A 25,923-nucleotide genomic window follows, 5' to 3' on the forward strand; every position below is an offset into this window, starting at 1 on the left:
TCGGCATGCCCATCCTCGATGTCGAGAAGGCAAAGACCGTCCTCTTCATCAAGCGCGGCATGGGTTCGGGCTATGCCGGCGTCGAGAACGAGCTCTTCTTCAAGGACAACACCATGATGCTCTTCGGTGACGCCAAAAAAATGGTCGAGGAAATCATCAAGGGCTTCTGAACAGCAAGCAAATAGCTCGCTCCCATCTTTTCAAGAAAGGCAAACCCGCCATGTCGCAATGGATCCGTTTCGAGGAAGACGGGCAGGCCCAGTTCGGCAAGCTCGAGGGCGAGGCCATCCACGTCCATCGCGGCGACATGTTCGGCATCGCCGCCGCCACCGGCCGGACCCTCCCCCTGGCGCAGGCCAAGCTCCTGGCGCCGACGGTGCCGAGCAAGATCATCGCGCTCTGGAACAATTTCCATCAGCTCGCCGCCAAGCTTGATGTCGCCGTGCCGCCGGAGCCGCTCTATCTACTCAAGGCACCCACCAGCGTCACCGCGCCGGGGGCGACCGTGACAAGGCCTGCCTCCTATGACGGCCGGGTGGTCTATGAGGGCGAGCTCGGCATCGTCATCGGCAAGCCCTGCAGCAACGCCTCCGAGGAGGAGGCCGCGGACGCCATCTTCGGCTATACCTGCGTCAACGACATCACCGCCGGCGACATCATCACGCGTGACTCCAGCTTCGCCCAATGGGTGCGCGCCAAGAGCTTCGACGGCTTCGGCCCGTTCGGCCCGGTGATCGCCACCGATATCGATCCCGCGAGCCTGGTTGTGCGGACGCTGCTCAATGGCGACGAGCGCCAGAACTATCCGATCGCCGACATGGTCTTCCCGCCGGCAAGGCTCGTCAGCCTGATTTCCCGGGATATGACCCTGCTGCCCGGCGACCTGATCTGCTGCGGCACCTCGCTCGGCGTCGGCGCCATGAAGGAAGCGCAGAACGATGTCCGTGTCAGCATCGAGGGCATCGGCTGCCTGGAGAACCGCTTCGTGCAATGAAGAGATCGGGGAGAGCGGGCAGGATGCCCATGGGCGTAAATTCTGCAGACAAGAGCGCAGGCTCTTTACCCTCCCCTCGATGGGGAGGGTCGGCCTGAAAGGCCGGGGTGGGGTGGGATTACTCAGGTCTTCGTCAATGGAAGGGCCGTTTCCTACGAAGAAGTCACCCCACCCCGACGCTTTGCGTCGACCCCAGGTCATTCCAATAGGAATGACCGACCCATCGAGGGGAGGGTGAAGAAGCGAGACTTTCGAACCGAGGTTAACACTTATGGATCGAATGCCCGCGCACTCGGAAAGATTGCACTCAAGCTGCTTTCGCTCTCGCGGCGAGCGCCCGGCCGATCGTGTCGCCCACCAGATGCGGGCTCGATGCCACCGTGATGCCCGCCTTCTCGAAGGCGGCGATCTTGGCTTCGGCTCGGTCGCGGCCGTGCATGGTGAGGGCGCCGGCATGGCCCATGCGCCGCTCCGCCGGGGCATGCAGCCCGACGACCAGGCCGACGATCGGCTTGGGGGGCCTGACGGAAGCGACGTAATCGGCCGCTTCCTGTTCTTCCTCGCCGCCGATCTCGCCGATCAGCACGATGCCTTCGGTCTTGGCATCGGCAAGGAGGAGTTCGACGCAGTCGCGCATCGACAGGCCATGCACCGGGTCGCCGCCCACCCCGACGGTGGTCGACTGTCCGAGACCCGCAGCCGTGACCTGGGCGATCACCTCACTGGTCAACGAGGCCGAACGCGAGACGATGCCGACGCTGCCCGGGCGCTCATTGCCTGTTGCCATCACACCCATCTTGCACAGGCCCGGCGACAGGATCCCCTGCGAATTCGGGCCGATCAGCCGAGTCTTCGAGCCGGCGAGGGCATGGCGCACCCTGATCATGTCGAGCACCGGCACCCGCTCGGTGATGGCCACGACCAGCGCGATCTCGGCCTCGACGGCCTCGATGATGGCGGCGCTCGCCTGGGCCGGCGGTACGAACACCATGCTGGCATTGGCGCCGGTCTCCCTCACGGCGCCGGCAACGCTGTCGAACACCGGCGCGCCGAGATGGGATCGCCCGCCCTTGCCGGGGGTGACGCCGGCCACGACCTTGGTGCCATACTCGATCATGGCGGCAGTATGATGGGTACCCGCCCAGCCGGTCATGCCCTGGCAGACGACGCGGGTTTCATTGTCGATGAGGATAGCCATTCCGCCCTCCTTGCGCATGTAGCGCGAACATATCGTTCTGGATTTATCAGTCTAAAACTAAAAAAAATCGCTGTCAGCGTGCGGCGGCAACGGCCTTCGCGGCTGCAGTCCACATGTCCGGGCATTCGATGATGCGGCAGCCGAAATTGGCGAAACGCGAGCGGGCATAGTCGGCATTGTTGCCGGCGAGCCTGGTCACCACCGGAAGGGTGCGCCCGGCCCGCCGCATGGCGATGCCGAGCCCCTCGGCCACCGTGTCGCAGGACTGCATGCCGCCACCATGCACGTTGATGAGCAGAGCACGGACCTGGGGATTGTCGAGCAGCAGGCCGAAGCCATGCGCGATGTCGAGGCTGGTCGCCGTCGTACGGATATCCATGAAATTGGCCGGCGCGCCACCGGCGGCATGGACGAGATCGACCGTGGCAAGCCCGAGCCCGGCGCCATTGGCGGCGACGCCGACACTGCCGTCCATGCGGACATAATTGAGCTGGCGCTGGCGGGCCTTGACCTCATATTCGTCCTCGTCCTCCTCGCGCAGTTCCGCCAGCGATGCCTGGCGGAACAGGGCATGGTCGTCGATGATCATCTTGACGTCGAGCGCCAGCAGCCTGTCGTCGGCGGTCAGCACCAGCGGGTTGATTTCGATCAGGCTGGCGTCGAGTTCCAGGAAAGCGCGGCGCAGGCCATCGGCAAGAGCGGTGAAGGCCTCGGCCGGCTGTCCGGCGAGGCCCAGGCGGGCCGCGAGAGCACCGAGATCCTCGGGCCTGGCCTGGCTCCCGTCCCCGAGCGACAGCCGCTCCAGGCCGTCTTCCCCGGCCAGGACACGCTCCTCGATATCGTCGCCGCCAGCGCCGCTCGCGGCAAGAACGAGGGTGCCGCTGGCGGCATGAATGCTGAGCGACAGATAGAAACTGCGGATATGATCCACGGCCGCCTCCACCAGCACACGTTCGACGACACGGCCATGCGCGCCGCTCTGCTCGGTGACGAGGCGCCGGCCCAGCAGGGCCCGTGCCGACTCCGCCGCCGCCTCGGGAGACGAAACGATATGGACGCCCCCGGCCCGCCCGCGTCCGCCGGCATGGATCTGCGCCTTCACGGCGAAACGGGAAGCCCCGAGGCGACGCGCCGCCTGCCCCGCCTCTTCGGCCGTGATCGCGACGGCGCCCCGCGGTGCCTCGACGCCATAGGGTGCCAGGATCTGCTTGGACTGGAACTCGTGCAGTTTCATCATTCCCTCCCATGCGGATATCGTTCTTATCTGGTATAACGTATACCAGATTGCAGAAGCTGTCAAAGAGGAGGCCTGGAGCGCGGACGGGGCACTGCCCTGGTATGCCGGTCTTCAGACCGGCATGGAGACGCCGGTAAAAGGCATGGCCAGTCTGAAGACCGCCCGCTAACAAAAAAGGCGGGCGCCACAACGGCACCCGCCCCCATCATCCCATCGAGAAAGCCTCACTCGGCCGCCATGGCCACGGGAGCGCCGAGAGCGCCGCTTCCCGCGATCTCGTCGATGCGGCTCTGGTCGAAGCCGAGCACGTCGCGCAGGACCTCCTGCGTATGCTCGCCCAGGAGCGGCGAGCGCTCGACCACGGTGGGGCTGTCGGAGAGCTTGATCGGATTGCCGACCGAGAGGTAGGGCCCGCGCTCGGGATGGTCGACCTCGACGACGGTTCCCGTCACCCTCAGCGAGGGTTCGTTGGCGATCTCGCGCATCGACAGGATCGGGCCGCAGGGAATGTCGAACTTGTTGAGGATGTCCATCGCCTCGAACTTGTCCTTGGTCTCCGTCCATTTCTCGATGGTGTCGAAAATGGAACGAAGCCGCGGGAGGCGCGCCTCGGGCGTGGCATAATCGGGATCGGTGATCCACTCCTCCTTGCCGATCACCTTGCAAATCGCGCCCCAGACCGGCGCCTGGGTGATGAAGTAGATATAGGCGTTGGGATCGTTCTCCCAGCCCTTGCATTTGAGGATCCAGCCCGGCTGGCCACCGCCCGAAGCGTTGCCGGCGCGCGGCACGGCATCGCCGAATTTGCCATTGGGATATTGCGGATATTCCTTCAACGGCCCGCGCTCGATGCGCTGCTGGTCGCGCAGCTTCACCCGGCACAGATTGAGCACGCCGTCCTGCATGGCGGCATCCACGCGCTGGCCGCGCCCCGAATGGGTGCGCTGATAGAGCGCGGTGACGATGCCGAGGGCGAGATGAAGGCCGGTGCCGGAATCGCCGATCTGCGCGCCGGTCACCAGAGGGGGGCCGTCGTCGAAGCCGGTGGTCGAGGCGGCGCCGCCGGCGCATTGGGCGACGTTCTCATAGACCTTGCAGTCCTGGTAGGGGCCGGGACCGAAGCCCTTGATCGAAGCGACGATCATGCGGGGATTGAGCTCCTGGATGCGAGCCCAGGAAAAGCCCATGCGGTCGAGCACGCCGGGGGCGAAATTCTCCACCAGCACGTCGCAACTCCTGACGAGTTCCTCGAGCACGGCCTTGCCGGCTTTGTTCTTGGTGTCGAGCGTGATGGAGCGCTTGTTGTGGTTGAGCATGGTGAAATAGAGGCTGTCGACATTGGGGATGTCGCGCAGCTGGGTGCGGGTGATGTCGCCGACGCCCGGCTTCTCCACCTTGATCACATCGGCGCCGAACCAGGCCAGCAATTGCGTGCAGGTCGGACCGGATTGCACATGCGTGAAGTCGAGGATGCGCACGCCTTCGAGTGCCTGTCCCATCGTTCCCTCCTCGGAAATATCATCTGTTAGCTACGCGAGGGAGCGGGATGGCCGGGCCGGCGACGCCTCGTGCGAGGCTGGCCGGCCATCCCGCAATCTCACTTGTACATGGTCTGGTTCTTGGTGCCCGGCGCGTATTCGTCCGGATCGACCCAGATGTTCACCAGGGCCGAGCGGCCCGTCTTGGCCATGGCTTCCCGGGCCCGCCGCAGGGCCGGCTGGATCTCATTGGGATCGCGGACTTCCTCGCCGTGATTGCCGAGCATCTGGGCGAATTTCGAGAAGGCCACGTCGCCGAGCTTGTTGCCGACATTGCCACGCTCCTCGCCATATTTGGCGACCTGGCCGTAGCGGATCTGGTTCATCGAGGAGTTGTTGCCGATGACGGCCAGATAGGGTGCCCCGAAGCGATCGGCGGTTTCCATGTCGAAGCCGGTCATGCCGAAGGAACCGTCGCCGTAATAGCAGAGCACCTCCTTGTTGGGATTGGCGAGCTTGGCGGCCAGGGCGAAGCCGGTGCCGACGCCGAGTGACCCGAGCGCGCCCGGATCCATCCACTGTCCCGGCCCGCGCGGGCGCACGGCCTGGGCCGAAATCGTCACCACGTCGCCGCCATCGCCGATATAGATGGTGTCCTCGCCGAGGAACTCGTTGAGTTCATAGGCGACGCGATAGGGATGGATCGGCGTCTGGTTGGAGAGGAAGAGCGGCATCAGCTTCTCGGTGGCCACCACTTCGGCATCCGAGAGCATCTTCATCCATTGCTGGCGCAGCTGGCGCTTGCCCTTGTCCATGCGGCCGGAGGCCGCCTGGAGCACGGCGCCGAGGATCGCACCGGGATCGCCGACAAGGCCGAGATCGATGTCGCGGTTCTTGCCGACGGTGCGGTAGTCCATGTCGATCTGGATCAGCTTCAGATCCTTGCTGATGCGCTTGCCATAGCCCATGCGGAAATCGAAGGGCGTGCCGACGATGACGAGCACATCGGCCTTGGCGAAGGCGAGCGAGCGCGTGCGGTCGAAATGGTGGGGGACGCCGGGCGGCAGCAGGCCACGGCTGGCGCCGTTGAAGTAACCGGGGATGTCGAGCCCGCGCAGGAGCGCGATCGCTTCCTCCTGCCCGCGGCCGGTCCAGACCTGCTGCCCATAGAGGATGGCAGGGCGCTCGGCGGCGACCAGGATATCGGCAAGCTTCTCGATGTCTGCGGGATCGCCGATCGACTTGGTCGAAGCGCGATACTTGCCGGATTCCGGCAGCACGGCACGGTCGATGGTGACCTCCCGGTCGAGCACGTCGCGCGGGATCTCGAGATAGGACGGGCCATAGGCGCCGGCGAAACACTCGCGTGCCGCCATCGAGATCATGTCGGCCACGCGTTCCGTGGAGGAGACCGTCGCGGCGAATTTGGTGATCGGCTTCATCATGTCGACATGCGGCAGATCCTGCAGCGACCCCATCTTGTGCTGGGTCAGCGCGCCCTGCCCGCCGATATGCAGGACGGGACTCTCGGATCGGAAGGCGGTGGCGATGCCGGTCATCGCATTGGTGCAGCCGGGACCGGCCGTGGTGACGACGCAGCCGAGCTTGCCGGTCTGGCGCGCATAGCCGTCGGCGGCATGGGCGGCGACCTGCTCGTGGCGGACGTCCACGATACGAATGCCTTCGTCGAGACAGCCATCATAGATGTCGATGATATGCCCCCCGCACAGGGTGAAGATCGTGTCGACACCCTCAGCCTTGAGTGCCTTGGCGACGAGATGTCCGCCGGAGACAACGCTGCCGTCGCGGGCTTTTTGTTTGAGCGTATCTTCGGCCGTCGTGGTCACGGGCTTTTGCAATGCTGTAACCGTTGCCATTGGGGCAATTCCTCCCGTTGTTCTTCGCAACGATATGCCGCTGAGGGTATCGGCTTGGATTGGACCGCTCCCGATAGGAGTGCGATCAACTATGCCGAAATCGCCTTCTACTTGGCGGAATGACGCCATGGCATGCCGTATGGTTGGTAGATTGGCATGCCAGATACCAGAGTGTCAATCCGCATTTTTTGCCTCTTCGACAGCGAAGGAGCAGCTTTCTCCCTTCACCGGAAAGCTAATAATTCTCTTTTATTTCAAACGCTTGCCACTCAATTCCACGAGAAAGGCGACTAAAATCGCGACTGCAGGCCACCGGATTCCGTGCGTTCGATGGGCCGACCGGGCCAGTGGATTCGCACGGTTGTGGCGTTCGCGAATTCATGCCGCAATGCAGTAGAGCCTGTCACGAAAACCTTGGATTTTGGTGTTTAGTTTAGAGGTTCTCCTAAACTGGACTTCACCTCCAGAGCCCCGCCACGCGGAGGTGGAGACGATCGCAGATGAGGAGAAGCTGTTTACTTCGCAATGCAAAGAGCGCATGACTGCATTGCAACATCGGCCCTAGCTATCTGGGATCTGGTATGCCAGATTCATAACAACACAGGATCTTCCCTCGAACACGCAATGTGGAGAACGACCATGACCACTTCCGCTCTGTCCCGTAGTCCTGCTGCCCGCCCGCTGTCGACCCGTATCTGGGCAGCTTTCTCGGGTTTCCTGATGAAGATGGCCCAGGCCGATATCCGCGCCGGTTCCCGCGAGCCCTTCGGCCTCTGAAGGCAAGGTCACCGCTGTCCCTGCGTTCGAGAACCGGTGCGGTGAGCCTGGAATGGCTTCGGCGAGTCGATTCGGGTCGGTGCCAAGCCGGCTTCGGCTACTGTCCGCCCTTCGCTGCAGCGAGCTCATCCATTGCGGGCAAGCCGTGGCATGAGGGCTGGCGTGGCACTCCCAGCGGCCCCAGGCGGGGTCGCACATGGGCTGCTTGGAAGACCGAGTCCCCTCATATCCGGTTGGACCTGGCCGCGTCGCAGGCGGAGGTAGCCGAAGGCGCAACTCCGTTCTGGCATGCCAGAAATTAATGTCCAATAAGCGACTACTTCTCATGTGTAAGCGACATGAGGCAGAGTTGTGGATGCTTCTCTGCAACTTTTTTTGATCTATTCGCAATTGCACCGCCGATCGCAGCGTATGAAGCGAAGATCTCAATTCTTTCCGTAACTTGACATCGATCACCCTTTCGACTCAGCCGGACTGAAGCTCCCTGGAAGACGCCTCTTCCGGGGTAATTCGGCATGCGTCGGCAAAAAACGACGCTTGCCAACTGGCATGCAAGATACCAATATGACCCTACAACCTGCTTAATGGAGCCTGGGCTCCGTCCAACCTCCAACAAAAACCAAGGGGGACTGCAATGGTAGGGTCGCAAGGAGAGGAAAGCCTGCCGAGGGTATCCGATGCCTTCCGCTGGACACAGCTTGCAATCGGCGTCGTCTGTATGGTGATGATCGCCAATCTCCAATATGGCTGGACATTCTTCGTTCCTGACATCCAGAAGACATTCGGCTGGGACCGGGCAGCCATTCAATGGGCTTTCACTCTGTTCGTCCTGTTCGAGACCTGGCTCGTGCCGGTCGAAGGGTGGTTCGTCGATAAATACGGGCCAAAACTCGTGGTGGTTTTCGGCGGTGCGCTCTGTGCCGTCGGCTGGGTGATCAATTCCTACGCCACCTCGCTCTCACTATTCTATCTGGGACAGATCATTGCCGGCATCGGCGCCGGCGCGGTCTACGGCACCTGCGTGGGCAACGCGCTGAAATGGTTTCCGGACAAGCGCGGCCTGGCGGCCGGCATCACGGCAGCCGGTTTCGGTGCCGGCTCGGCCCTGACGGTTGCCCCCATCCAGGCCATGATCGCCAATGACGGGTTCCAGGCCGCCTTCTTCTGGTTCGGCCTCGGCCAGGGCATCATCGTGATCATCTTCGCACTGTTCATGCGTACGCCTCGCAGCGGCCAGGTGCCGGCTCCCGTGCAGAACAAGAACATTGTGCAGACCCGCCGCAACTTCGCGCCCACCGAAGTGCTGCGCCAGCCCATCTTCTGGCTGATGTACTTCATGTTCGTGATCGTCGGCGCAGGCGGCCTGATGGTAACGGCCAACCTCAAGCCCATCGGCGCAGACCTCAAGCTCGACGGCATTCCGGTCTCGCTGTTCGGTCTGACCATGACGGCCGTGACCTTCGCCGCCACGCTCGACCGTATCCTCAACGGCCTCACCCGGCCCTTCTTCGGCTGGGTTTCGGACAAGATCGGCCGCGAGAACACCATGTTCATCGCCTTCGCGATGGAAGGTGTCGGCATCTATCTGCTGCATCTGTTCGGCCATGATCCGGTCTGGTTCGTTCTGCTCTCCGGCTTCGTGTTCTTCGCCTGGGGCGAGATCTACTCCCTCTTCCCCTCGACCTGCACGGATACGTTCGGCTCGAAATATGCCGCGACCAATGCCGGCCTGCTTTATACGGCCAAGGGAACGGCGGCTCTGCTCGTCCCCTTCGCCAATGTGCTGCAGCAGCAGACCGGAACCTGGGACGTGGTGTTCATCATCGCGGCGGGCGCCAACATCCTGGCGGCCATCCTCGCCATCGGCGTCCTCAAACCCTGGCGTGCAGGCGTGGTGCGCAAATACGAACTGCAGCAGCCGGCGGGTACAGCAGCCGCGTAGCTCTCGCGTGGCGGACATCGGCCCGCCACCTCGAACCATGAAAAGCCGGTGCCGCGGACAGGCACCGGCCGGGAAGATCACCGTAAGATCCCGCATCGATATCCATCGGTATCGCCGCGCCCGATGCCAGGTCTCGGCAACGCAGCCGTAGCCAGAATCGCCTAATCCGTTGGAATAAGAAGAATATCCTCCAAGAGGCAGCCGAAGGGCTGAGCTCTTGGCGCCACGCGGCACGCAAGAATGAACCGAAATTCGGTTCTTCGCAGCTAAAGCGTTTTGCGGTCAGGCAAAAATCGCCGTGGCACGCAAAACCACATCGCAACAAAACAGAAAAGAGGCGCGGTTTTCGCTTCGATGCGTTCTGCCCGCTCGATAGCGAAAGTCGCGCTTGACAAATTCAAATCTGGCATACCAGATACCAGAAATTCAGATTCCCGCAGACGGGACGAAGCTTCGATCCGGCAACGACCAGGGAGAAATCACTATGAACATCCAGGCAAAACCCGCGCAATCCATCCAGGACGAGGTCCGGGCCGTTCTCGATGCCGTCAAGGCATCGGGCCGCACCAGCCTCACCGCCCCCGAGGGCAAGCTCGTCTGTGATGCCTATGGCATTCCCGTGCCGAAGGAGGGCCTGGCGCGCTCGGCCGCCGAGGCCGCCAAGCTCGCCGGCGATATGGGCTTTCCGGTGGTGATGAAGATCGTCTCCCCGGACATCCTGCACAAGACCGAAGCCGGCGGCGTGATCGTCGGCGTGGCCTCCACCGCCGAGGCCGAAGCCGCCCACGACAAGATCCTTGCCAATGCCAAGGCCTACAAGGCCGATGCCCGCATCGAAGGTATCCAAGTCCAGCAGATGCTGAAAGGCGGCCAGGAAGTCATCATCGGTGCCGTGACCGACGACAGTTTCGGCAAGCTCGTCGCCTTCGGCCTCGGCGGCGTGCTGGTCGAAGTGCTGAAGGACATCACCTTCCGCCTGGCACCGATCAACCACGACGAGGCCCTGTCCATGCTCGACGGGATCCAGGCCGCCGAGATGCTCAAGGGTGTGCGCGGCGGCGATCCGGTCAACCGCGAGGCCCTCGCCGATACGCTAGCGAGAGTCTCCCAGCTCGTCACCGATTTTCCCGAGATCACCGAGCTCGATCTCAACCCGGTCTTCGCCACCAAGGATGGAGCCACCGCCGCGGATGTGCGCATCGTGGTGGACTTCGAGGCCAAGCCAGCCCGTTTCAGGCCCTCGCAGGATGCCATCGTCACCTCGATGAACAGGATCATGCGCCCTGAGGCGGTTGCCGTGATCGGCGCCTCTTCGGAGGACGGCAAGATCGGCAATTCGGTGATGAAGAACCTGATCAATGGCGGCTACAAGGGGCAGATCTATCCGATCCACCCCAAGGCCGAAGAGATCCTGGGCTACAAGGCCTATAGAAGCGTCAAGGACGTGCCCGGTGCCATCGATACGGCCGTCTTCGCCATTCCCGCGAAATTCGTGGCGGGCGCCCTGGTCGAATGCGGCGAGAAGGGCATTCCAGGTGCGGTGCTCATTCCCTCGGGCTTTGCCGAAACCGGCAATGAGGAAGGCCAGCGCGAGATCCAGGAGATCGGGCGCAAATATAATATCCGCTTGATGGGGCCGAACATCTACGGCTTCTACTATACCCCATCCAATCTCTGCGCGACCTTCTGCACCGCCTATGACGTCAAGGGCTCGGCGGCCCTCTCCTCCCAGTCGGGCGGCATCGGCATGGCCATCATCGGTTTCTCGCGCTCGGCCAAGATGGGTGTTTCGGCCATCGTCGGCCTCGGCAACAAGTCCGATATCGACGAGGACGACCTGCTCACCTTCTTCGAGCAGGACGACAACACCAAGATCATCGCCCAGCATTGCGAGGACCTGAAGGACGGCCGGGCCTTCGCCGAAGTGGCAAGGCGTGTCTCCAAGAAGAAGCCGGTGATCGTGTTGAAGGCTGGCCGCACCTCGGCCGGCGCCAAGGCGGCAAGCTCGCACACCGGCGCTCTTGCCGGCAATGACCGCATCTATGAAGACGTGTTCAAGCAGGTCGGCGTCATCCGCGCCCGTTCGCTGCGGCAATTGCTGGAGTTCGCCCGCGGCGTGCCGATCATGCCCACGCCCAAGGGCGAGAACGTGGTGATCATCACCGGCGCCGGCGGCTCGGGCGTGCTGCTGTCGGATGCCTGCGTCGACAATGGCCTGTCGCTGATGTCGATGCCGGATGATCTCGACGCGGCCTTCCGCAAGTTCATCCCGCCCTTCGGCGCGGCCGGCAACCCGGTCGACATCACCGGAGGCGAACCGCCCTCGACCTACAAGAACACCATCAAGCTCGGCCTAGAGGACGACCGCATCCATTCGATCATCCTGGGCTATTGGCACACCATCATCACGCCGCCGATGACCTTCGCCAAGCTGGTGGTCGAGGCCAAGGAAGAGATGAAGGCGAGAGGCATCGAAAAGCCGATTGTCGCCTCCCTCGCCGGCGACGTGCAGGTCGAGGAAGCCTCCGAATATCTCTACGCCCATGGCGTGCCGGCCTATGCCTATTCCACCGAATTGCCGGTGGAAGTGCTCGGCGCCAAGTATAAATGGGCCAGAGGGGCGGGTTTGCTGTGAGGCAAACGCCTTCTGAGCCTTAACAGAAAAGGGGCGACCAGCCTTCTCCCCTTGCGGGAGAAGGTGCCCCGTAGGGGCGGATGAGGGGAGAAACTCCCCCCTTCCAAGCCATCGCCACCCCCTCATCCGTCATTGCTGCGCAATGCCACCCAAGGCACCTCTGTAGGAAGTGCCAGGTCCCGCAAGGGGAGAAGGGAGGCGCGCCTCGTTCTGCTCGCGAACATTAATCGCGTCGGAACAAGAACAGTCCTCACGAGGTCCAAGAAGAATGAACATCCATGAATACCAGGCAAAGGCCGTGCTGCAGAGTTTCGGCCTGCCGATCTCCCCCGGCGTCCCGGCGCTGACGGTGGAGGAAGCGGTGAAGGGGGCGAAGGAGCTTCCTGGTCCGCTTTACGTGGTGAAGTCTCAGATCCATGCGGGCGGCCGCGGCAAGGGCAAGTTCAAGGAACTGCCTGCCGACGCCAAGGGCGGGGTGCGCCTGGCCAGGTCGATCGAGGAAGTGCGCGCCAATGCCAGCGAAATGCTGGGCAACACGCTGGTGACGGTGCAGACCGGGCCGGCCGGCAAGCAGGTCAACCGCCTCTATATCGAGGACGGCTCTGATATCGAGAAGGAGTTCTACCTCTCGGTGCTGGTCGACCGGGAGACCAGCCGGGTCGCCTTCGTTGTTTCCACCGAGGGCGGCATGGACATCGAGAAGGTGGCCCATGAGACGCCTGAGAAGATCGTGACCTTCTCGGTCGATCCGGCCACCGGGGTGATGCCCCATCACGGCCTGGCGGTGGCCAAGGCGCTCGGGCTTTCCGGGGACCTTGCCAAGCAGGCGGTTTCGCTGACCACCAAGCTCTACACCGCCTTCGTGGCCAAGGACATGGCGCTTTTGGAGATCAATCCCCTGATCGTCACCAAGGGGGGCGAGCTCAAATGCCTGGACGCCAAGATGGGCTTTGATTCCAACGCCCTCTACCGCCATCCCGACATCGTGGCGCTGCGCGACGAGAGCGAGGAAGACCCCAAGGAGATCGAGGCCTCGCGCTACGACCTGTCCTACATCGCCCTGGACGGCTCGATCGGCTGCATGGTGAACGGGGCGGGCCTGGCCATGGCCACGCTCGACATCATCAAGCTCTATGGCGAGGAGCCGGCCAACTTCCTGGATGTCGGCGGCGGGGCCAGCAAGGAGAAGGTGACGGCGGCCTTCAAGATCATCACGGCCGACCCGCAGGTGAAGGGCATCCTGGTCAACATCTTCGGGGGCATCATGCGCTGCGACGTGATCGCCGAGGGCGTGATCGCCGCGGTGCAGGAGGTGGGGCTGACCATCCCGCTGGTGGTGCGCCTGGAAGGCACCAATGTCGAACTCGGCAAGCAGATCATCCGCGATTCCGGCCTGAACGTGATCGCCGCCGATGACCTGGACGATGCCGCCCAGAAGATCGTGAAAGCCGTGCGGGGAAGCCACTGATGTCGATCCTGATCAACAAGCAAACCCGGGTGATCTGCCAGGGCTTCACCGGCAAGAACGGCACCTTCCATTCCGAGCAGGCCATCAAATACGGCACGCAGCTGGTGGGGGGCACCTCGCCGGGCAAGGGCGGCTCGCAGCATCTGGGCCTGCCGGTGTTCGACACCGTGGCCGAGGCGCGCCATGTCACCAAGGCCGATGCCAGCGTGATCTATGTGCCGCCGCCGGGTGCGGCGGACGCGATCTGCGAGGCGATCGATGCGGAGATCCCGCTGATCGTGTGCATCACCGAGGGCATCCCGGTCACCGACATGATCAAGGTGAAGCGCTCGCTGTCGGGTTCGAAGTCGCGGCTGATCGGGCCGAACTGCCCGGGTGTGATGACGGCGGACGAATGCAAGATCGGCATCATGCCGGGCAACATCTTCAAGAAGGGCTCGGTGGGCATCGTGTCGCGCTCGGGCACGCTGACCTATGAGGCGGTGTTCCAGACCACCCATGAGGGGCTGGGGCAGACCACGGCCGTGGGCATTGGCGGCGACCCGGTCAAGGGCACCGAGTTCATCGACGTGCTGGAGATGTTCTTAGGTGATCCCGACACCCATTCGATCGTGATGATCGGGGAGATCGGCGGCTCGGCCGAGGAGGATGCGGCGCAGTTCCTGCTCGACGAGGCCAAGCGCGGGCGCGCCAAGCCCACCGTCGGCTTCGTGGCCGGGCGCACCGCCCCGCCCGGGCGGCGCATGGGCCATGCCGGCGCCATCATCTCCGGCGGCAAGGGCGACGCAGGCTCCAAGATCGCCGCCCTCGAAGCCGCTGGCGTCAGGGTCTCTCCCTCCCCGGCACGCCTCGGCACCACGCTCACCGAACTGCTGAAGGGTTGACATCAAGGGGCTGAGATCCGGCCGGGGCCATTGCCCCGGCCTTCAGAACCGAAGGAACGGGACGATGGATCGTCAAGACGACAGGAACCTGCAAAGCTTCGCCTATGGCGGCGACGCCGAGTATCTCGAAGATCTCTATGCGCGCTACGAGGACAATCCGTCCTCGGTCAACAGCGAGTGGGCGGCCTTCTTTGCCGGTCTCGCCGACGACAAGGCGATCGTCGAGAAGAATGCGCGCGGCGCAAGCTGGGCCAAGCCCAACTGGCCCATCGTGGCCAATGGTGAAATCGTCTCGGCCCTCGACAGCAATTGGGGCCAGATCGAGAAAAAGGTCGGCGAGAAGATCAAGGCCAAGGCGGATGCCCAGGGCGCGACCATCTCGTCCGAGGCCATGCTGCAGGCGACGCGCGATTCGGTGCGCGCCATCATGCTGATCCGCGCCTATCGCATGCGCGGCCATCTCTTCGCCAATCTCGATCCGCTCGGCCTGCAGGAAGCGCGCGACCACGAGGAACTGCATCCGCAGACCTATGGCTTCTCGGAGGCCGACCTCGACCGCAAGATCTTCATCGACCATGTCCTGGGGCTCGAATTCGCCACCGTCCGCGAGATCGAGGCCATCCTCAAGCGCACCTATTGCTCGACGCTCGGCGTCGAGTTCATGCATGTTTCCGATCCCGCCCAGAAGGCCTGGATCCAGCAGCGCATCGAAGGGGCGGACAAGGAGATCACCTTCACCCGCGAGGGCAAGCGCGCCATCCTGTCCAAGCTGATCGAGGCCGAAGGCTTCGAGAAGTTCATCGACGTCAAATATACCGGCACCAAGCGCTTCGGCCTCGACGGCTCGGAATCGGCCATTCCCGCGCTGGAGCAGATCATCAAGCGCGGCGGCGCGCTCGGCGTGCAGGACATCGTGCTCGGCATGGCCCATCGCGGCCGTCTCAACGTGCTGGCGCAGGTGATGGGCAAGCCGCACCGCGCCATCTTCCACGAGTTCAAGGGCGGCTCCTACGCGCCCGACGACGTGGAAGGCTCCGGCGACGTGAAGTACCATCTCGGCGCCTCGTCGGACCGCGAGTTCGACGGCAACAAGGTGCATCTGTCGCTGACGGCCAACCCCTCCCATCTCGAGATCGTCGATCCCGTGGTGCTCGGCAAGGTGCGCGCCAAGCAGGACCAGCATGGCGATACCGATTCCCGCGCCAAGGTGATGCCGCTGCTCATCCATGGCGATGCGGCCTTCGCCGGCCAGGGCGTGGTCGCCGAATGCCTGGGCCTGTCGGGCCTGAAGGGCCACCGCACCGGCGGCTCGATGCATTTCATCATCAACAACCAGATCGGCTTCACCACCTATCCGCGCTATTCGCGCTCCTCGCCCTATCCTTCCGACGTGGCGAAGATGATCGAGGCGCCGATCTTCCATGTGAACGGCGATGATCCCGAGGCGGTGGTGTTCGCCGCCAAGGTGGCGACGGAGTTCCGCCAGACCTTCCACAAGACCGTCGTCATCGACATGTTCTGCTATCGCCGCTTCGGGCATAACGAGGGCGACGAGCCGGGCTTCACCCAGCCCCTGATGTACCGCAAGATCCGCTCGCATCCGGGCGTGGTCGAGCTCTACTCGAACAGGCTGATCGAGACCGGCGTGGTCACCGCCGGCGAAGTCGAGAAGATGAAGGCCGACTGGCGCGCGCGCCTGGAAGCCGAATATGAGGCCGGCCAGGCCTACAAGCCCAACAAGGCCGACTGGCTCGACGGGCAATGGGCGGGCCTGCGCGCCATCGGCGCGACCGACGACGATCCGCGCCGCGGCGCCACCGGCGTCGACGTGGCCAAGCTCACCACCATCGGCAATGCGCTCACCACGGTTCCCGAAGGATTCCAGGTCCACAAGACCATCCAGCGCTTCCTGGAAACCCGGCGCAAGATGATCGACACCGGCGAAGGCATCGACTGGGCGACGGCCGAGGCCCTGGCCTTCGGCACGCTCTGCGACGAGGGCCACCGGGTGCGGCTGTCCGGCCAGGACTGCGAGCGCGGCACCTTCTCCCAGCGCCATTCGGTGCTGATCGACCAGGAGACGGAGAAGCGCTACACGCCGCTCAAGAATATCCGCGAGGGCCAGGGCAAATACGAGGTCATCAACTCGATGCTCTCGGAAGAGGCCGTGCTCGGCTTCGAATATGGCTATTCGCTGGCCGAGCCCAAGGCGCTGACCCTGTGGGAGGCCCAGTTCGGCGACTTCGCCAACGGCGCCCAGGTGGTGTTCGACCAGTTCATCTCCTCGGGCGAGCGCAAATGGCTGCGCCTGTCCGGGCTGGTCTGCCTGCTGCCGCATGGCTATGAAGGCCAGGGGCCGGAGCACTCCTCGGCTCGCCTCGAGCGCTTCCTGCAGATGTGCGCCGAGGACAACATGCAGGTCGCCAACTGCACGACGCCGGCGAATTATTTCCACATCCTGCGCCGGCAGCTCAAGCGCGACATCCGCAAGCCCCTGATCCTGATGACGCCGAAATCGCTGCTGCGCCACAAGCGCTGCGTGTCGAAGCTCAGCGAGATGGGGGCCGACACCACCTTCCACCGCATTCTGTGGGACGATGCCCAGTTCGGCAACTCCTCCACCAAGCTGGTGGCGGACGAGAAGATCAGGCGCGTCATCCTGTGCACCGGCAAGGTCTATTACGACCTGCTCGACGAGCGCGAGAAGCGGGGCATCGACGACATCTATCTGATGCGGGTCGAGCAGCTCTATCCCTTCCCGCTGAAGTCGCTGGCCAACGAGCTGTCGCGCTTCCGCAAGGCCGATGTGGTCTGGTGCCAGGAAGAGCCCAAGAACATGGGCTCCTGGTCCTTCGTCGAGCCTTATCTGGAATGGGTGCTGGGCCAGGCGGGCACCAAGGCCAAGCGCGCCGCCTATGCCGGCCGGCCGGCCTCGGCGGCGACCGCGACGGGCCTGATGTCCAAGCATCTGGCCCAGCTGCAGGCCTTCACCGACGAGGCCCTGACGATCTGACGGGCTCACTTCGCATCGGCAGGCGGGACTTGGTCCCGCCTGTTGCAACTCCCCGGAGCAAAGCGCGTTTTGGTGAAAACGCTTCCTTGTTCTGACTTTTGTTTGGACGCGTCTTTGCGATCGTGGGCACCCCCGGATCGCAAAACGCTTTGAAAAAGAGGGCGCCTGCAGGCGGGCGTAAGATCATGGCGACGGAAATCAAGGTGCCGACCCTGGGCGAGTCGGTCACGGAAGCCACCATCGGCAAATGGTTCAAGAAGCCTGGCGAAGCCGTAAAGGCCGACGAGCCCTTGGTGGAGCTCGAGACCGACAAGGTCACGCTGGAAGTCAACGCCCCCGCCGCCGGCGTGCTCGGCGAAATTCTGGCCAAGACCGGCGAGACGGTCGGCCCGGGCGCCACGCTCGGCACCATCGCCGCGGGTTCCGGTGCCGCTGCTGCCCCAGCGGCCGCGCCTGCTCCGGCGCCTGCCGCCCCGACGCCGGCTCCGGCCGCGCCAACGCCGGCCGCCGCCGCACCGGCCGCTCCCGCTGCGCCGCCTTCGCCCGCCGCGGCCAAGATCGCTGCCGATCGCGGGCTCGACCCGGCCCAGATCGAAGGCTCCGGCCGCCGTGGCCAGGTGCTCAAGGGTGACGTGCTTGCGGCGCCTGCCCCGGCCGCTGCTCCCGCTCCGGCTCCCGCCGCCGCTCCGGCTCCCGCCGCCGCTCCGGCGCCATCGGCCCCGCGCGTTGCCTCTCCGCCGGCCGATGCCGCGCGCGAGGAGCGCGTGCGCATGACCAAGCTGCGCCAGACCATCGCCCGCCGCCTGAAGGAAGCCCAGGCCAACGCCGCCATGCTGACGACCTTCAACGAGGTCGACATGACCAACGTGATGGCGCTGCGCAACCAGTACAAGGACCTGTTCGAGAAGAAGCACGGCGTGAAGCTCGGCTTCATGTCCTTCTTCGTGCGAGCCTGCACCCAGGCTCTCAAGGAGATGCCGGCCGTCAACGCCGAGATCGACGGGCAGGACATCATCTACAAGAACTATTGCCATGTGGGCGTGGCCGTGGGCACCGACAAGGGCCTCGTCGTGCCGGTGATCCGCGATGCCGAGACGCTCGGCCTTGCCGGCATCGAAAAGACCATCGCCGATTTCGGCAAGCGGGCCCGCGACGGCCAGCTCAAGATCGAGGAGATGCAGGGCGGCACCTTCACCATCTCCAATGGCGGCGTCTATGGTTCGCTGATGTCGACGCCGATCCTCAATGCGCCCCAGTCGGCCATCCTCGGCATGCACAAGATCCAGGAGCGCCCGATGGTGGTCGGCGGCCAGATCGTGGCGCGCCCGATGATGTATCTGGCGCTGTCCTATGATCACCGCATCATCGACGGCAAGGAGGCGGTCACCTTCCTGGTGCGCGTCAAGGAGAGCCTGGAGGATCCGGCTCGCCTCGTGCTGGACCTGTAACAGCTGTGATCCCGGACGCGGGGCAACATGCAATGTTGCGCCGCAGATCCGGGATCGCGTGCCGAATATTCCTCATCCTGATGACGGTCCCGGTCTGCGTAGCACCGCTTCGCGCTGCCACTCACAAGCAAAGCTTGTGAGGAAACGCCCGGGACGACACCCAGAAGCGAGTTCCCCATGCCCTCTCATGATCTCGTCGTTATCGGCAGCGGCCCCGGCGGCTATGTCTGCGCCATCCGGGCCGCCCAGCTCGGCATGAATGTCGCGGTGGTCGAGAAGCGCGCCACCTATGGCGGCACCTGCCTGAATGTCGGCTGCATCCCCTCCAAGGCGCTGCTGCACGCCTCCGAGTTGTTCGACGAGGCCGGGCATGGCTTCAAGGCCTTCGGCATCGAGGTGCCGGCGCCCGTGCTCAATCTCGGCCAGATGATGAAGCACAAGCAGGAGACCGTGGACGCCAACGTCCAGGGCGTCGCTTTCCTGTTCAAGAAGAACAAGATCACGCCCTATCGCGGCACCGGCAAGATCCTTGCCGCCGGCAAGGTCGAGGTGACGGCCGAGGACGGCTCGGTCGAAACGCTGGAAGCCAAGTCGATCGTGATCGCCACGGGCTCGGACGTTGCCCAGCTCCCTGGCGTCACCATCGACGAGAAGACCGTGGTCTCCTCCACGGGCGCGCTCGAGCTCGCTGCCGTGCCGAAGAAGCTGGTCGTCATCGGCGCCGGCGTCATCGGCCTCGAGCTCGGCTCGGTCTGGCGCCGCCTCGGCGCCGAGGTCACGGTGGTCGAGTTCCTCGACCGCATCCTGCCCGGCATGGACCTCGAGGTCGCCAAGCAGGCCCAGCGCCTGCTCGGCCGCCAGGGCATCGCGTTCAAGCTCGCCACCAAGGTCACCGGCGTCGAGACCGGCGCTTCGGGTGCCGTCGTCTCGGTGGAGCCTGTGGCGGGGGGCGATAGTGAGACCATCGCAGCCGACATCGTCCTGGTCGCCACCGGCCGCCGCCCTTATACGGATGGCCTCGGCCTGGAAGAGGCCGGCGTCGTCACCGAGCGCGGCCGCGTGATCATCGACGAGCATTTCGCCACCAACGTCCCCGGCATCTATGCCATCGGCGACGTGGTGCGCGGGCCGATGCTGGCGCATAAGGGCGAGGATGAGGGCATTGCGGTCGCCGAGATCCTGGCTGGCCAGCACGGCCATGTGAACTATGACGTCATTCCGGCGGTGGTCTATACCTATCCTGAGATCGCCTCGGTGGGTAAGACCGAGGAAGAGCTCAAATCGGCCGGCATCGCCTACAAGGTCGGCAAGTTCCCCTTCACCGCCAATGGCCGTGCCCGCGCCAACCGCACCACCGAAGGCTTCGTCAAGGTAATCGCGGATGCGACCACCGACCGCGTGCTCGGCGTGCATATCCTTGGCGCCGGCGCCGGCGAAATGATCCATGAGGGCGTGGTGCTGATGGAGTTCACCGGCTCCTCCGAGGATCTCGCCCGGTCCTGCCACGCGCATCCGACCATGTCGGAAGCCGTCAAGGAGGCGGCGCTGGCCGTCGAAGGCCGCGCGATCCATATTTGATCGCGGCTTCTGCACGGCTTTGTTGTCACAAAGTCGCTAAAAGGCCATAGACACGCTTTAGGGCACATTCCATATGGAATGTGCCCATTCTGTTGCACGGTGCCGGTTCCGGCCCCGCAGATCGGCCGCTTCGGAGTTTGCAATGCCTTTTGCCCGTACCGTTCTCGTCGCCCTGAGCCTGTCCTTGCTGGCCGGCACCGCCTATGCGCAGAACGAGGCAGGCACACCACCCGCCGAAACGGCGCCTGCTCCCGCGGATGCGTTGCCGCCGGCCGACTTGGTCGCCGCCAATCAGCCGCTGGAAATCGACACCCATCGCGTCAATCCCAAGGCGCTGAGCCCGGCCGACAAGGCGACGCTCGACCGGGTCGACAGCTATTTCAACAATATCAAGTTCTTCTCCGGCAATTTCGTGCAGGTCGGCTCTGACGGCAAGCGGATCACCGGCAAGTTCTGGGTCTCCAAGCCCGGGCGCATGCGTTTCGACTATGACCCGCCGTCTTCGCTGCAACTCCTGGCCGACGGTACCTCGGTGGCGGTGCGCAACCGCAAGCTCAATACCCAGGACCTTTATTTCATCAAGCAGACGCCGCTGCGCTTCCTGCTGGCCAGCAGGCTCGACCTGATCGAGGATTCCAAGGTCCTGGCCGTCGGCAACGAGCCGGCCGGCATCAGCGTCATCCTGGAGGAAGGCTCGGCCGCCAGCGGCGGCAAGTCCCGCATTCAGCTGACATTTCCGGCGCCGAATTACGAGCTGAAGCAGTGGACCGTCACCGATCCGCAGGGCTATGACACCACGGTGACGATCTCCGGCATCGACCGCAAGCTGCAGCTGCCGGACAAGATCTTCTATATCGACCAGACCAAGATCCTGAAGTAACGGGGCCGGAGCAGGGCGCCCGATCTGCGGCATCGCCGGCATCTCGCCACGAATGGGGATGGCGCTCCGAGCTACCGCCGGGCCTTGGCCATCAAAGCGATCCGCATCAAGGCACGCGCGACGATCGCCTGCCCCAGGGTGGCATTGCGGCGGGCTTCGAGCACGGCTTCCGACAGATCGGCCACGATGCGGTCGAGCCTCGCCATCGTCAGGGCCGAGAGCTGGGCCGACACGCCTGCCCTGCGGCGAAAATGCACCTGCATGCCCATGGAATCGACGACGGCCGCGGCAGGACGGCCCTTCTCCACCTCTCCCCTCAGGCGATGAAGCAGGAGGGCATGACGCAGGGCGGTCCCCGCCAGCTGCGAGGTGTTGACCCCTTCGTTCCAAGCCTTGGCCAGGGTCAGGTCGAGCAGGTCGGCTCGGCCGGAAAAGGCCGCATCGATGATCTCGTCGGTGGCGAGCGCACTGGCATCGCCCACCACGGCCTCGACGTCGCTGAGCTCGATGCGCCCGGCGCCGTGGGCGTAGAGCGTGAGTTTCCTCAGCTCGCTTCGGGTCGCCAGGCGATCGCCGCCGAGAAGCCCGGCCAGCGTCTCGCGGGCTTCGGGCGCGATGGTGAGGCCGGCATTGGCGACTTCCTCGGCGATGATCTGGCCGATATTGGCGCTTTCGTCGCCAAAGCAGGCGATCACCGCACCGGCGCGCGATTTCTCCACCAGGGAGACCAGGGCATGATTCTTCTTGAGATCGCCTGCCTCGATCACTACCCGGCAGGCTGTCGGCGGGTTGGCGAGCACGGGCTCGACCGTCGGCACGATATTGCGGCTGCCGGCGCGCAGGCGTACGGCGCGGCGCCCTCCGAACAAGGGAATGGTGAAGACTTCGTCGGCCAAGCGGGCCGGGTCGCCGCTGATCTCGTCGCCGTCGAGGCGAACCAGTTGAAAGGGGTCCTCGACATCGTCTACGGAGGCTGCCACCAGCGCACGGACGCGTTCGCTCACCAAGCCGGTATCCGGCCCATAGACCAGGATTACCGCGAAATGAGCGTCCGGTTTCTTGATGAAGGCATCGACGGCGCGCCGTTCGATGGAGGCCATGGGTCAATCAGCCATCAGGGATGGTTGGCAAGCCAAGTCGCCAACCTCAGGCGGATCTGGTCGGCCATGACGTCGGCCGCGTCGTTCTCCGCATCACGCCGCGCACGCACGGTAGCGAAACGCTGCAGGCCGGAATTATAGGATTTGCGCGTGAAGTTCTTCGCCTTGAGCAGGATCTTGCCGGTGGCTGGATCGAGCAGCGTGTAGTCGGTCGTCAGCGTCACGGTGTCGATCTGCGGCGTGGCGTTCAGCGCGTCGACAAGGGCCGAATCGGAGGAGGACGACGTCGCAAGCACCAGCCGGTAGCGCGGCGGCGGAGCCTCGGCGCCGCCCGTGAGGTTGAACGACAGACGATTGCGCACCTGCTGGCCGACGCGGTCGTCGACCGGATCGATGGCAATGGCGGCGAGCCTGTTCTTCAGCCCGGGCGAGCCATCGCCGGGGTCGGCAAGCATCGGACGGAAGCAGCCGCCCAGCATCACGGCCGGAAGAAGGGCGAGGGCGAACAATGCGCTGCGGCGCGAGGTCTGGTTAGACGACGACATTCACAATCCTTCCCGGCACCACGATGATCTTTTTGGGAGCGCGCCCTTCCAGCACGCGCTGGACGGTTTCGTTCGCCAGTGTGGCAGCTTCGACTTCCTTTGGCGATGCCGTTTTCGGCACCGTAAGATCGGCCCGCTTCTTGCCGTTGAACTGCACCGGCAGGGTGACGGTGTCGTCCTCCAGCAGAGCGGGATCGGCCACCGGCCAGGGGGCCTGAGCCACCAGGCCCTGACAGCCCAGCACGCTCCAGCATTCCTCGGCCAGATGGGGCATCATCGGCGCGATCAGCTGCACCAGCATGACCCCGGCTTCCTTCAGCGCGGCGGCGAGATTGGCAGGCACCGCCTCGCCGCTCTTGCAGCCGTCCAGCGCACGCCCGAGGCTGTTCACCAGCGTGTAGATATGCGCCACGCAGCGGTTGAAGCCGAGGCGTTCGATGTCGCCTTCGACGGCTGCCAGGGCCCGGTGTGCCGCCTTGCGCACGGCGAGGACGTCGTCCTCGCTTGCGGCGGGGCCCGCGGCAGCGGCCGCATGTGCGGCGATCTCGTTGACGATGCGCCAGATGCGCTGCACGAAGCGGCCGGCGCCCTGGACGCCGTCCTCGGTCCAGATCACGTCGCGCTCGGGCGGCGAGTCCGACAGCATGAACCAGCGGGCGGTGTCGGCGCCATAGTCGGCGATGATGTCGTCGGGGTCGACGACATTCTTCTTCGACTTCGACATCTTCTCGATCGAGCCGATCTCGACGGGCTCGCCCGTGCGGTTGTTGAAGGCGCGGCGCTCGGCGCCGTCGCCCTCGATGCGCACGTCGGCCGGCACCACCCATTCGCCGTTACCAGCGCGATAGGTCTCGTGCACCACCATGCCCTGGGTGAACAGGCCCTTGAAGGGCTCGTCCAGGCCGACATGGCCGGTCTTCTTCATGGCGCGCACGAAGAAGCGGCTATAGAGCAGATGCAGGATGGCGTGCTCGATGCCGCCGATATACTGGTCGACCGGCAGCCAGGCATCGGCTTCCTTGCGCACCGTCGGCGCCGTCTCGATCCACGGATCGGTGAAGCGCGCGAAATACCAGGAAGAATCGACGAAGGTGTCCATCGTGTCCGTCTCGCGGCGCGCAGGCTTGCCGCATTGCGGGCAGTCGACATGGCGCCAGGTCGGATGATGGTCGAGCGGATTGCCGGGCCGATCGAAGGTGACGTCGTCGGGCAGCCGGACTGGCAGGTCCTTCTTGGGCACCGGCACCACCCCGCAGACCTCGCAATGGATCACCGGGATCGGGCAGCCCCAATAACGCTGGCGCGAGATACCCCAGTCTCGCAGGCGGAAATTGACCTTGCGCTCGGCCACGGGCGCATTGCCGCGCGTCCGGCCTTCCAGTCGGCGGGCCACTTCTTCCTTGGCCTGCTCGATGGTCATGCCGTCGAGGAAACGCGAATTGATCATCCGCCCTTCGCCGTCATAGGCGGTGTCGGTGATCACGAAGCTGGCCGGATCCTGGTCGGGCGGACACACCACCGGCGTATTGCCCAGGCCATAGGCATTGACGAAGTCGAGGTCGCGCTGGTCATGGGCCGGGCAGCCGAAGATGGCGCCCGTGCCGTAGTCCATCAGCACGAAATTGGCGACGTAAACAGGCAGCTTCCAGTCCGGGTCGAAGGGGTGCACGGCACGGATGCCGGTGTCGAAGCCCTTCTTCTCGGCTGTTTCGATCACGGCTGCCGAGGTGCCCGTGCGCCTGACCTCCTCGATGAAGGCAGCCAGGTCCGGATCGTTCGCGGCGGCAGCCTTGGCGAGCGGGTGATCGGCCGCAATCGCCATGAACTTGGCGCCGAACAGCGTGTCGGGGCGGGTGGTGTAGATCAGCAGTTCGTTCTCGCCCTGCGGCGCCGTGGCCGCGTCGAGTTCGAAGCGCACCTGCAGGCCTTCGGAGCGGCCGATCCAGTTCTTCTGCATCAGCCGGACTTTCTCCGGCCAGCGATCCAGCGTGTCCAGCGCCGAGAGCAGGTCTTGCGAATAGTCGGTGATCTTGAAGAACCACTGGGTCAGCTCGCGCTGCTCGACCAGGGCGCCCGAGCGCCAGCCGCGGCCGTCGATCACCTGCTCATTGGCCAGCACCGTATGGTCGACCGGATCCCAATTGACCTTGGAAACCTTGCGCTCGACCAGGCCCGCCGCCAGGAAGTCCAGGAACATCGCCTGCTGGTGGCGATAATAGGAGGGATCGCAGGTCGCGATCTCGCGACTCCAATCCAGCGACAGGCCCATCGATTTGAGCTGGCCGCGCATGGTGTCGATATTGGCATAGGTCCATTTGGCCGGATGCGTCTTGTTCTGCATCGCGGCATTCTCGGCCGGCATGCCGAAGGCGTCCCAGCCCATCGGGTGCAGCACGTTGAAGCCCTTGGCCCGGCGATAGCGCGCCACCACGTCGCCCATGGTGTAGTTGCGCACATGGCCCATATGGATGCGCCCGGAGGGATAGGGGAACATCTCGAGCACGTAGTAGCGCGGACGCGGATCCTCATTCCTGGTTTCGAAGATCGCCTGGTCGGCCCAGATCTTCTGCCATCTGGGCTCGGCGTCGCGGGCGTTATAGCGCTCGGTGGTCATGGGGAAGGGAACTCAGCGTTGAGACGTCACTCAATGAGTGACATTGGAAGCGCCGCTTTTAGCGGGCGTGGCGGTGCAAAGCTAGCCTCGTCTCCTTTCCAAGGCCTGAAGATGACCGGTTTTTCGCGGGCGAAACGGCCGAAACCCGGTGTGCCGGTCTCCAGACCGGCATTCGTGTCGGCCAGCGCGCCGTTTCCAGGTGTGCCGGTCCGGAGACCGGCACTGCAGCGTTAGGCCTGGGCCCGTCAAATGTCG

The 25,923-nt window shown here is 64.3% G+C and carries 18 protein-coding genes; 11 read left to right on the forward strand and 7 right to left on the reverse strand.

Annotation, left to right across the window (positions count from 1 at the left end; all coding sequences use genetic code 11):
- Together C5L14_RS22025 and C5L14_RS22030 are read left to right on the forward strand one after the other, a co-directional pair.
- Nucleotides 1-170 (forward strand): NAD(P)(+) transhydrogenase (Re/Si-specific) subunit beta (locus tag C5L14_RS22025; RefSeq protein WP_146126995.1); only part of this gene is annotated, 170 nt, incomplete at its 5' end.
- A 50-nt stretch (nt 171-220) separates the two neighbouring features.
- A complete protein-coding gene (locus tag C5L14_RS22030) occupies nt 221-994 on the forward strand; it encodes a fumarylacetoacetate hydrolase family protein (protein WP_105864237.1) in 774 nt (257 codons plus the stop codon).
- A 307-nt stretch (nt 995-1,301) separates the two neighbouring features.
- On the opposite strand, the gene sucD (C5L14_RS22035) is transcribed toward C5L14_RS22030, so the two are convergent.
- The 4 genes from sucD (C5L14_RS22035) to C5L14_RS22050 form a co-directional block, all read right to left on the reverse strand.
- A complete protein-coding gene (gene sucD, locus C5L14_RS22035; protein ID WP_105864461.1) occupies nt 1,302-2,192 on the reverse strand; it encodes a succinate--CoA ligase subunit alpha in 891 nt (296 codons plus the stop codon).
- A gap of 73 nt (nt 2,193-2,265) precedes the next feature.
- On the reverse strand, nt 2,266-3,426 hold the full coding sequence (sucC, locus tag C5L14_RS22040; protein WP_105864238.1) for an ADP-forming succinate--CoA ligase subunit beta: 1,161 nt from the start codon (nt 3,424-3,426) through the stop codon (nt 2,266-2,268).
- Nucleotides 3,427-3,653: 227 nt separating this feature from the next.
- Nucleotides 3,654-4,928, reverse strand: a complete 1,275-nt coding sequence (gene frc / locus C5L14_RS22045) for a formyl-CoA transferase (protein ID WP_105864239.1) — start codon at nt 4,926-4,928, stop codon at nt 3,654-3,656.
- Nucleotides 4,929-5,026: 98 nt separating this feature from the next.
- Nucleotides 5,027-6,784 (reverse strand): thiamine pyrophosphate-binding protein, encoded by a 1,758-nt coding sequence (locus C5L14_RS22050; protein WP_105864240.1) that lies wholly within the window; start codon nt 6,782-6,784, stop codon nt 5,027-5,029.
- 639 nt (nt 6,785-7,423) lie between these two features.
- Between C5L14_RS22050 and C5L14_RS30445 the strand changes: the two genes are divergently transcribed.
- The 9 genes from C5L14_RS30445 to C5L14_RS22090 all read left to right on the forward strand — a co-directional run bounded on the left by C5L14_RS30445 (nt 7,424) and on the right by C5L14_RS22090 (nt 21,409).
- Nucleotides 7,424-7,561: a hypothetical protein gene (locus C5L14_RS30445; protein WP_181161292.1), complete on the forward strand. Its 138-nt coding sequence runs from the start codon at nt 7,424-7,426 to the stop codon at nt 7,559-7,561.
- 634 nt (nt 7,562-8,195) lie between these two features.
- Nucleotides 8,196-9,503, forward strand: coding sequence for an oxalate/formate MFS antiporter (gene oxlT / locus C5L14_RS22055; protein WP_105864241.1), 1,308 nt, complete (start codon nt 8,196-8,198; stop codon nt 9,501-9,503).
- A gap of 484 nt (nt 9,504-9,987) precedes the next feature.
- Entirely contained in the window at nt 9,988-12,138 is a 2,151-nt protein-coding gene (locus C5L14_RS22060) for an acetate--CoA ligase family protein (protein ID WP_105864242.1), read from the forward strand.
- A gap of 268 nt (nt 12,139-12,406) precedes the next feature.
- On the forward strand, nt 12,407-13,606 hold the full coding sequence (sucC, locus tag C5L14_RS22065) for an ADP-forming succinate--CoA ligase subunit beta (protein ID WP_105864243.1): 1,200 nt from the start codon (nt 12,407-12,409) through the stop codon (nt 13,604-13,606).
- Nucleotides 13,606-14,490 carry a succinate--CoA ligase subunit alpha gene (sucD, locus tag C5L14_RS22070; RefSeq protein WP_105864244.1) on the forward strand — a complete coding sequence of 295 codons (885 nt, stop codon included), beginning with the start codon at nt 13,606-13,608 and terminating at the stop codon, nt 14,488-14,490. The genes sucC (C5L14_RS22065) and sucD (C5L14_RS22070) overlap by 1 nt, the downstream gene beginning before the upstream one ends.
- A gap of 64 nt (nt 14,491-14,554) precedes the next feature.
- Nucleotides 14,555-17,503, forward strand: a complete 2,949-nt coding sequence (locus tag C5L14_RS22075; protein WP_105864245.1) for a 2-oxoglutarate dehydrogenase E1 component — start codon at nt 14,555-14,557, stop codon at nt 17,501-17,503.
- A 185-nt stretch (nt 17,504-17,688) separates the two neighbouring features.
- Complete coding sequence (odhB, locus tag C5L14_RS22080; protein ID WP_105864246.1) at nt 17,689-18,951, forward strand: 2-oxoglutarate dehydrogenase complex dihydrolipoyllysine-residue succinyltransferase; 1,263 nt, start codon at nt 17,689-17,691, stop codon at nt 18,949-18,951.
- A gap of 177 nt (nt 18,952-19,128) precedes the next feature.
- Nucleotides 19,129-20,529: a dihydrolipoyl dehydrogenase gene (gene lpdA, locus C5L14_RS22085; protein WP_105864247.1), complete on the forward strand. Its 1,401-nt coding sequence runs from the start codon at nt 19,129-19,131 to the stop codon at nt 20,527-20,529.
- A gap of 142 nt (nt 20,530-20,671) precedes the next feature.
- A complete protein-coding gene (locus C5L14_RS22090) occupies nt 20,672-21,409 on the forward strand; it encodes a LolA family protein (RefSeq protein WP_181161293.1) in 738 nt (245 codons plus the stop codon).
- Between the two features lie 71 nt (nt 21,410-21,480).
- On the opposite strand, the gene holA is transcribed toward C5L14_RS22090, so the two are convergent.
- The 3 genes from holA to leuS are packed head-to-tail and all read right to left on the reverse strand — an operon-like array spanning nt 21,481 to nt 25,668.
- Nucleotides 21,481-22,509: a DNA polymerase III subunit delta gene (gene holA / locus C5L14_RS22095; protein ID WP_105864249.1), complete on the reverse strand. Its 1,029-nt coding sequence runs from the start codon at nt 22,507-22,509 to the stop codon at nt 21,481-21,483.
- Between the two features lie 14 nt (nt 22,510-22,523).
- Nucleotides 22,524-23,054 carry an LPS assembly lipoprotein LptE gene (gene lptE, locus C5L14_RS22100; RefSeq protein ID WP_105864250.1) on the reverse strand — a complete coding sequence of 177 codons (531 nt, stop codon included), beginning with the start codon at nt 23,052-23,054 and terminating at the stop codon, nt 22,524-22,526.
- A complete protein-coding gene (gene leuS / locus C5L14_RS22105) occupies nt 23,041-25,668 on the reverse strand; it encodes a leucine--tRNA ligase (protein WP_105864251.1) in 2,628 nt (875 codons plus the stop codon). Before leuS ends, lptE begins: the two co-directional genes overlap by 14 nt.
- Nucleotides 25,669-25,923 lie beyond the last annotated feature (255 nt).

Origin of the sequence: Labrys okinawensis (genome assembly GCF_002982075.1) — a bacterium.
Taxonomy (GTDB): Bacteria; Pseudomonadota; Alphaproteobacteria; order Rhizobiales; family Labraceae; genus Labrys; species Labrys okinawensis_A.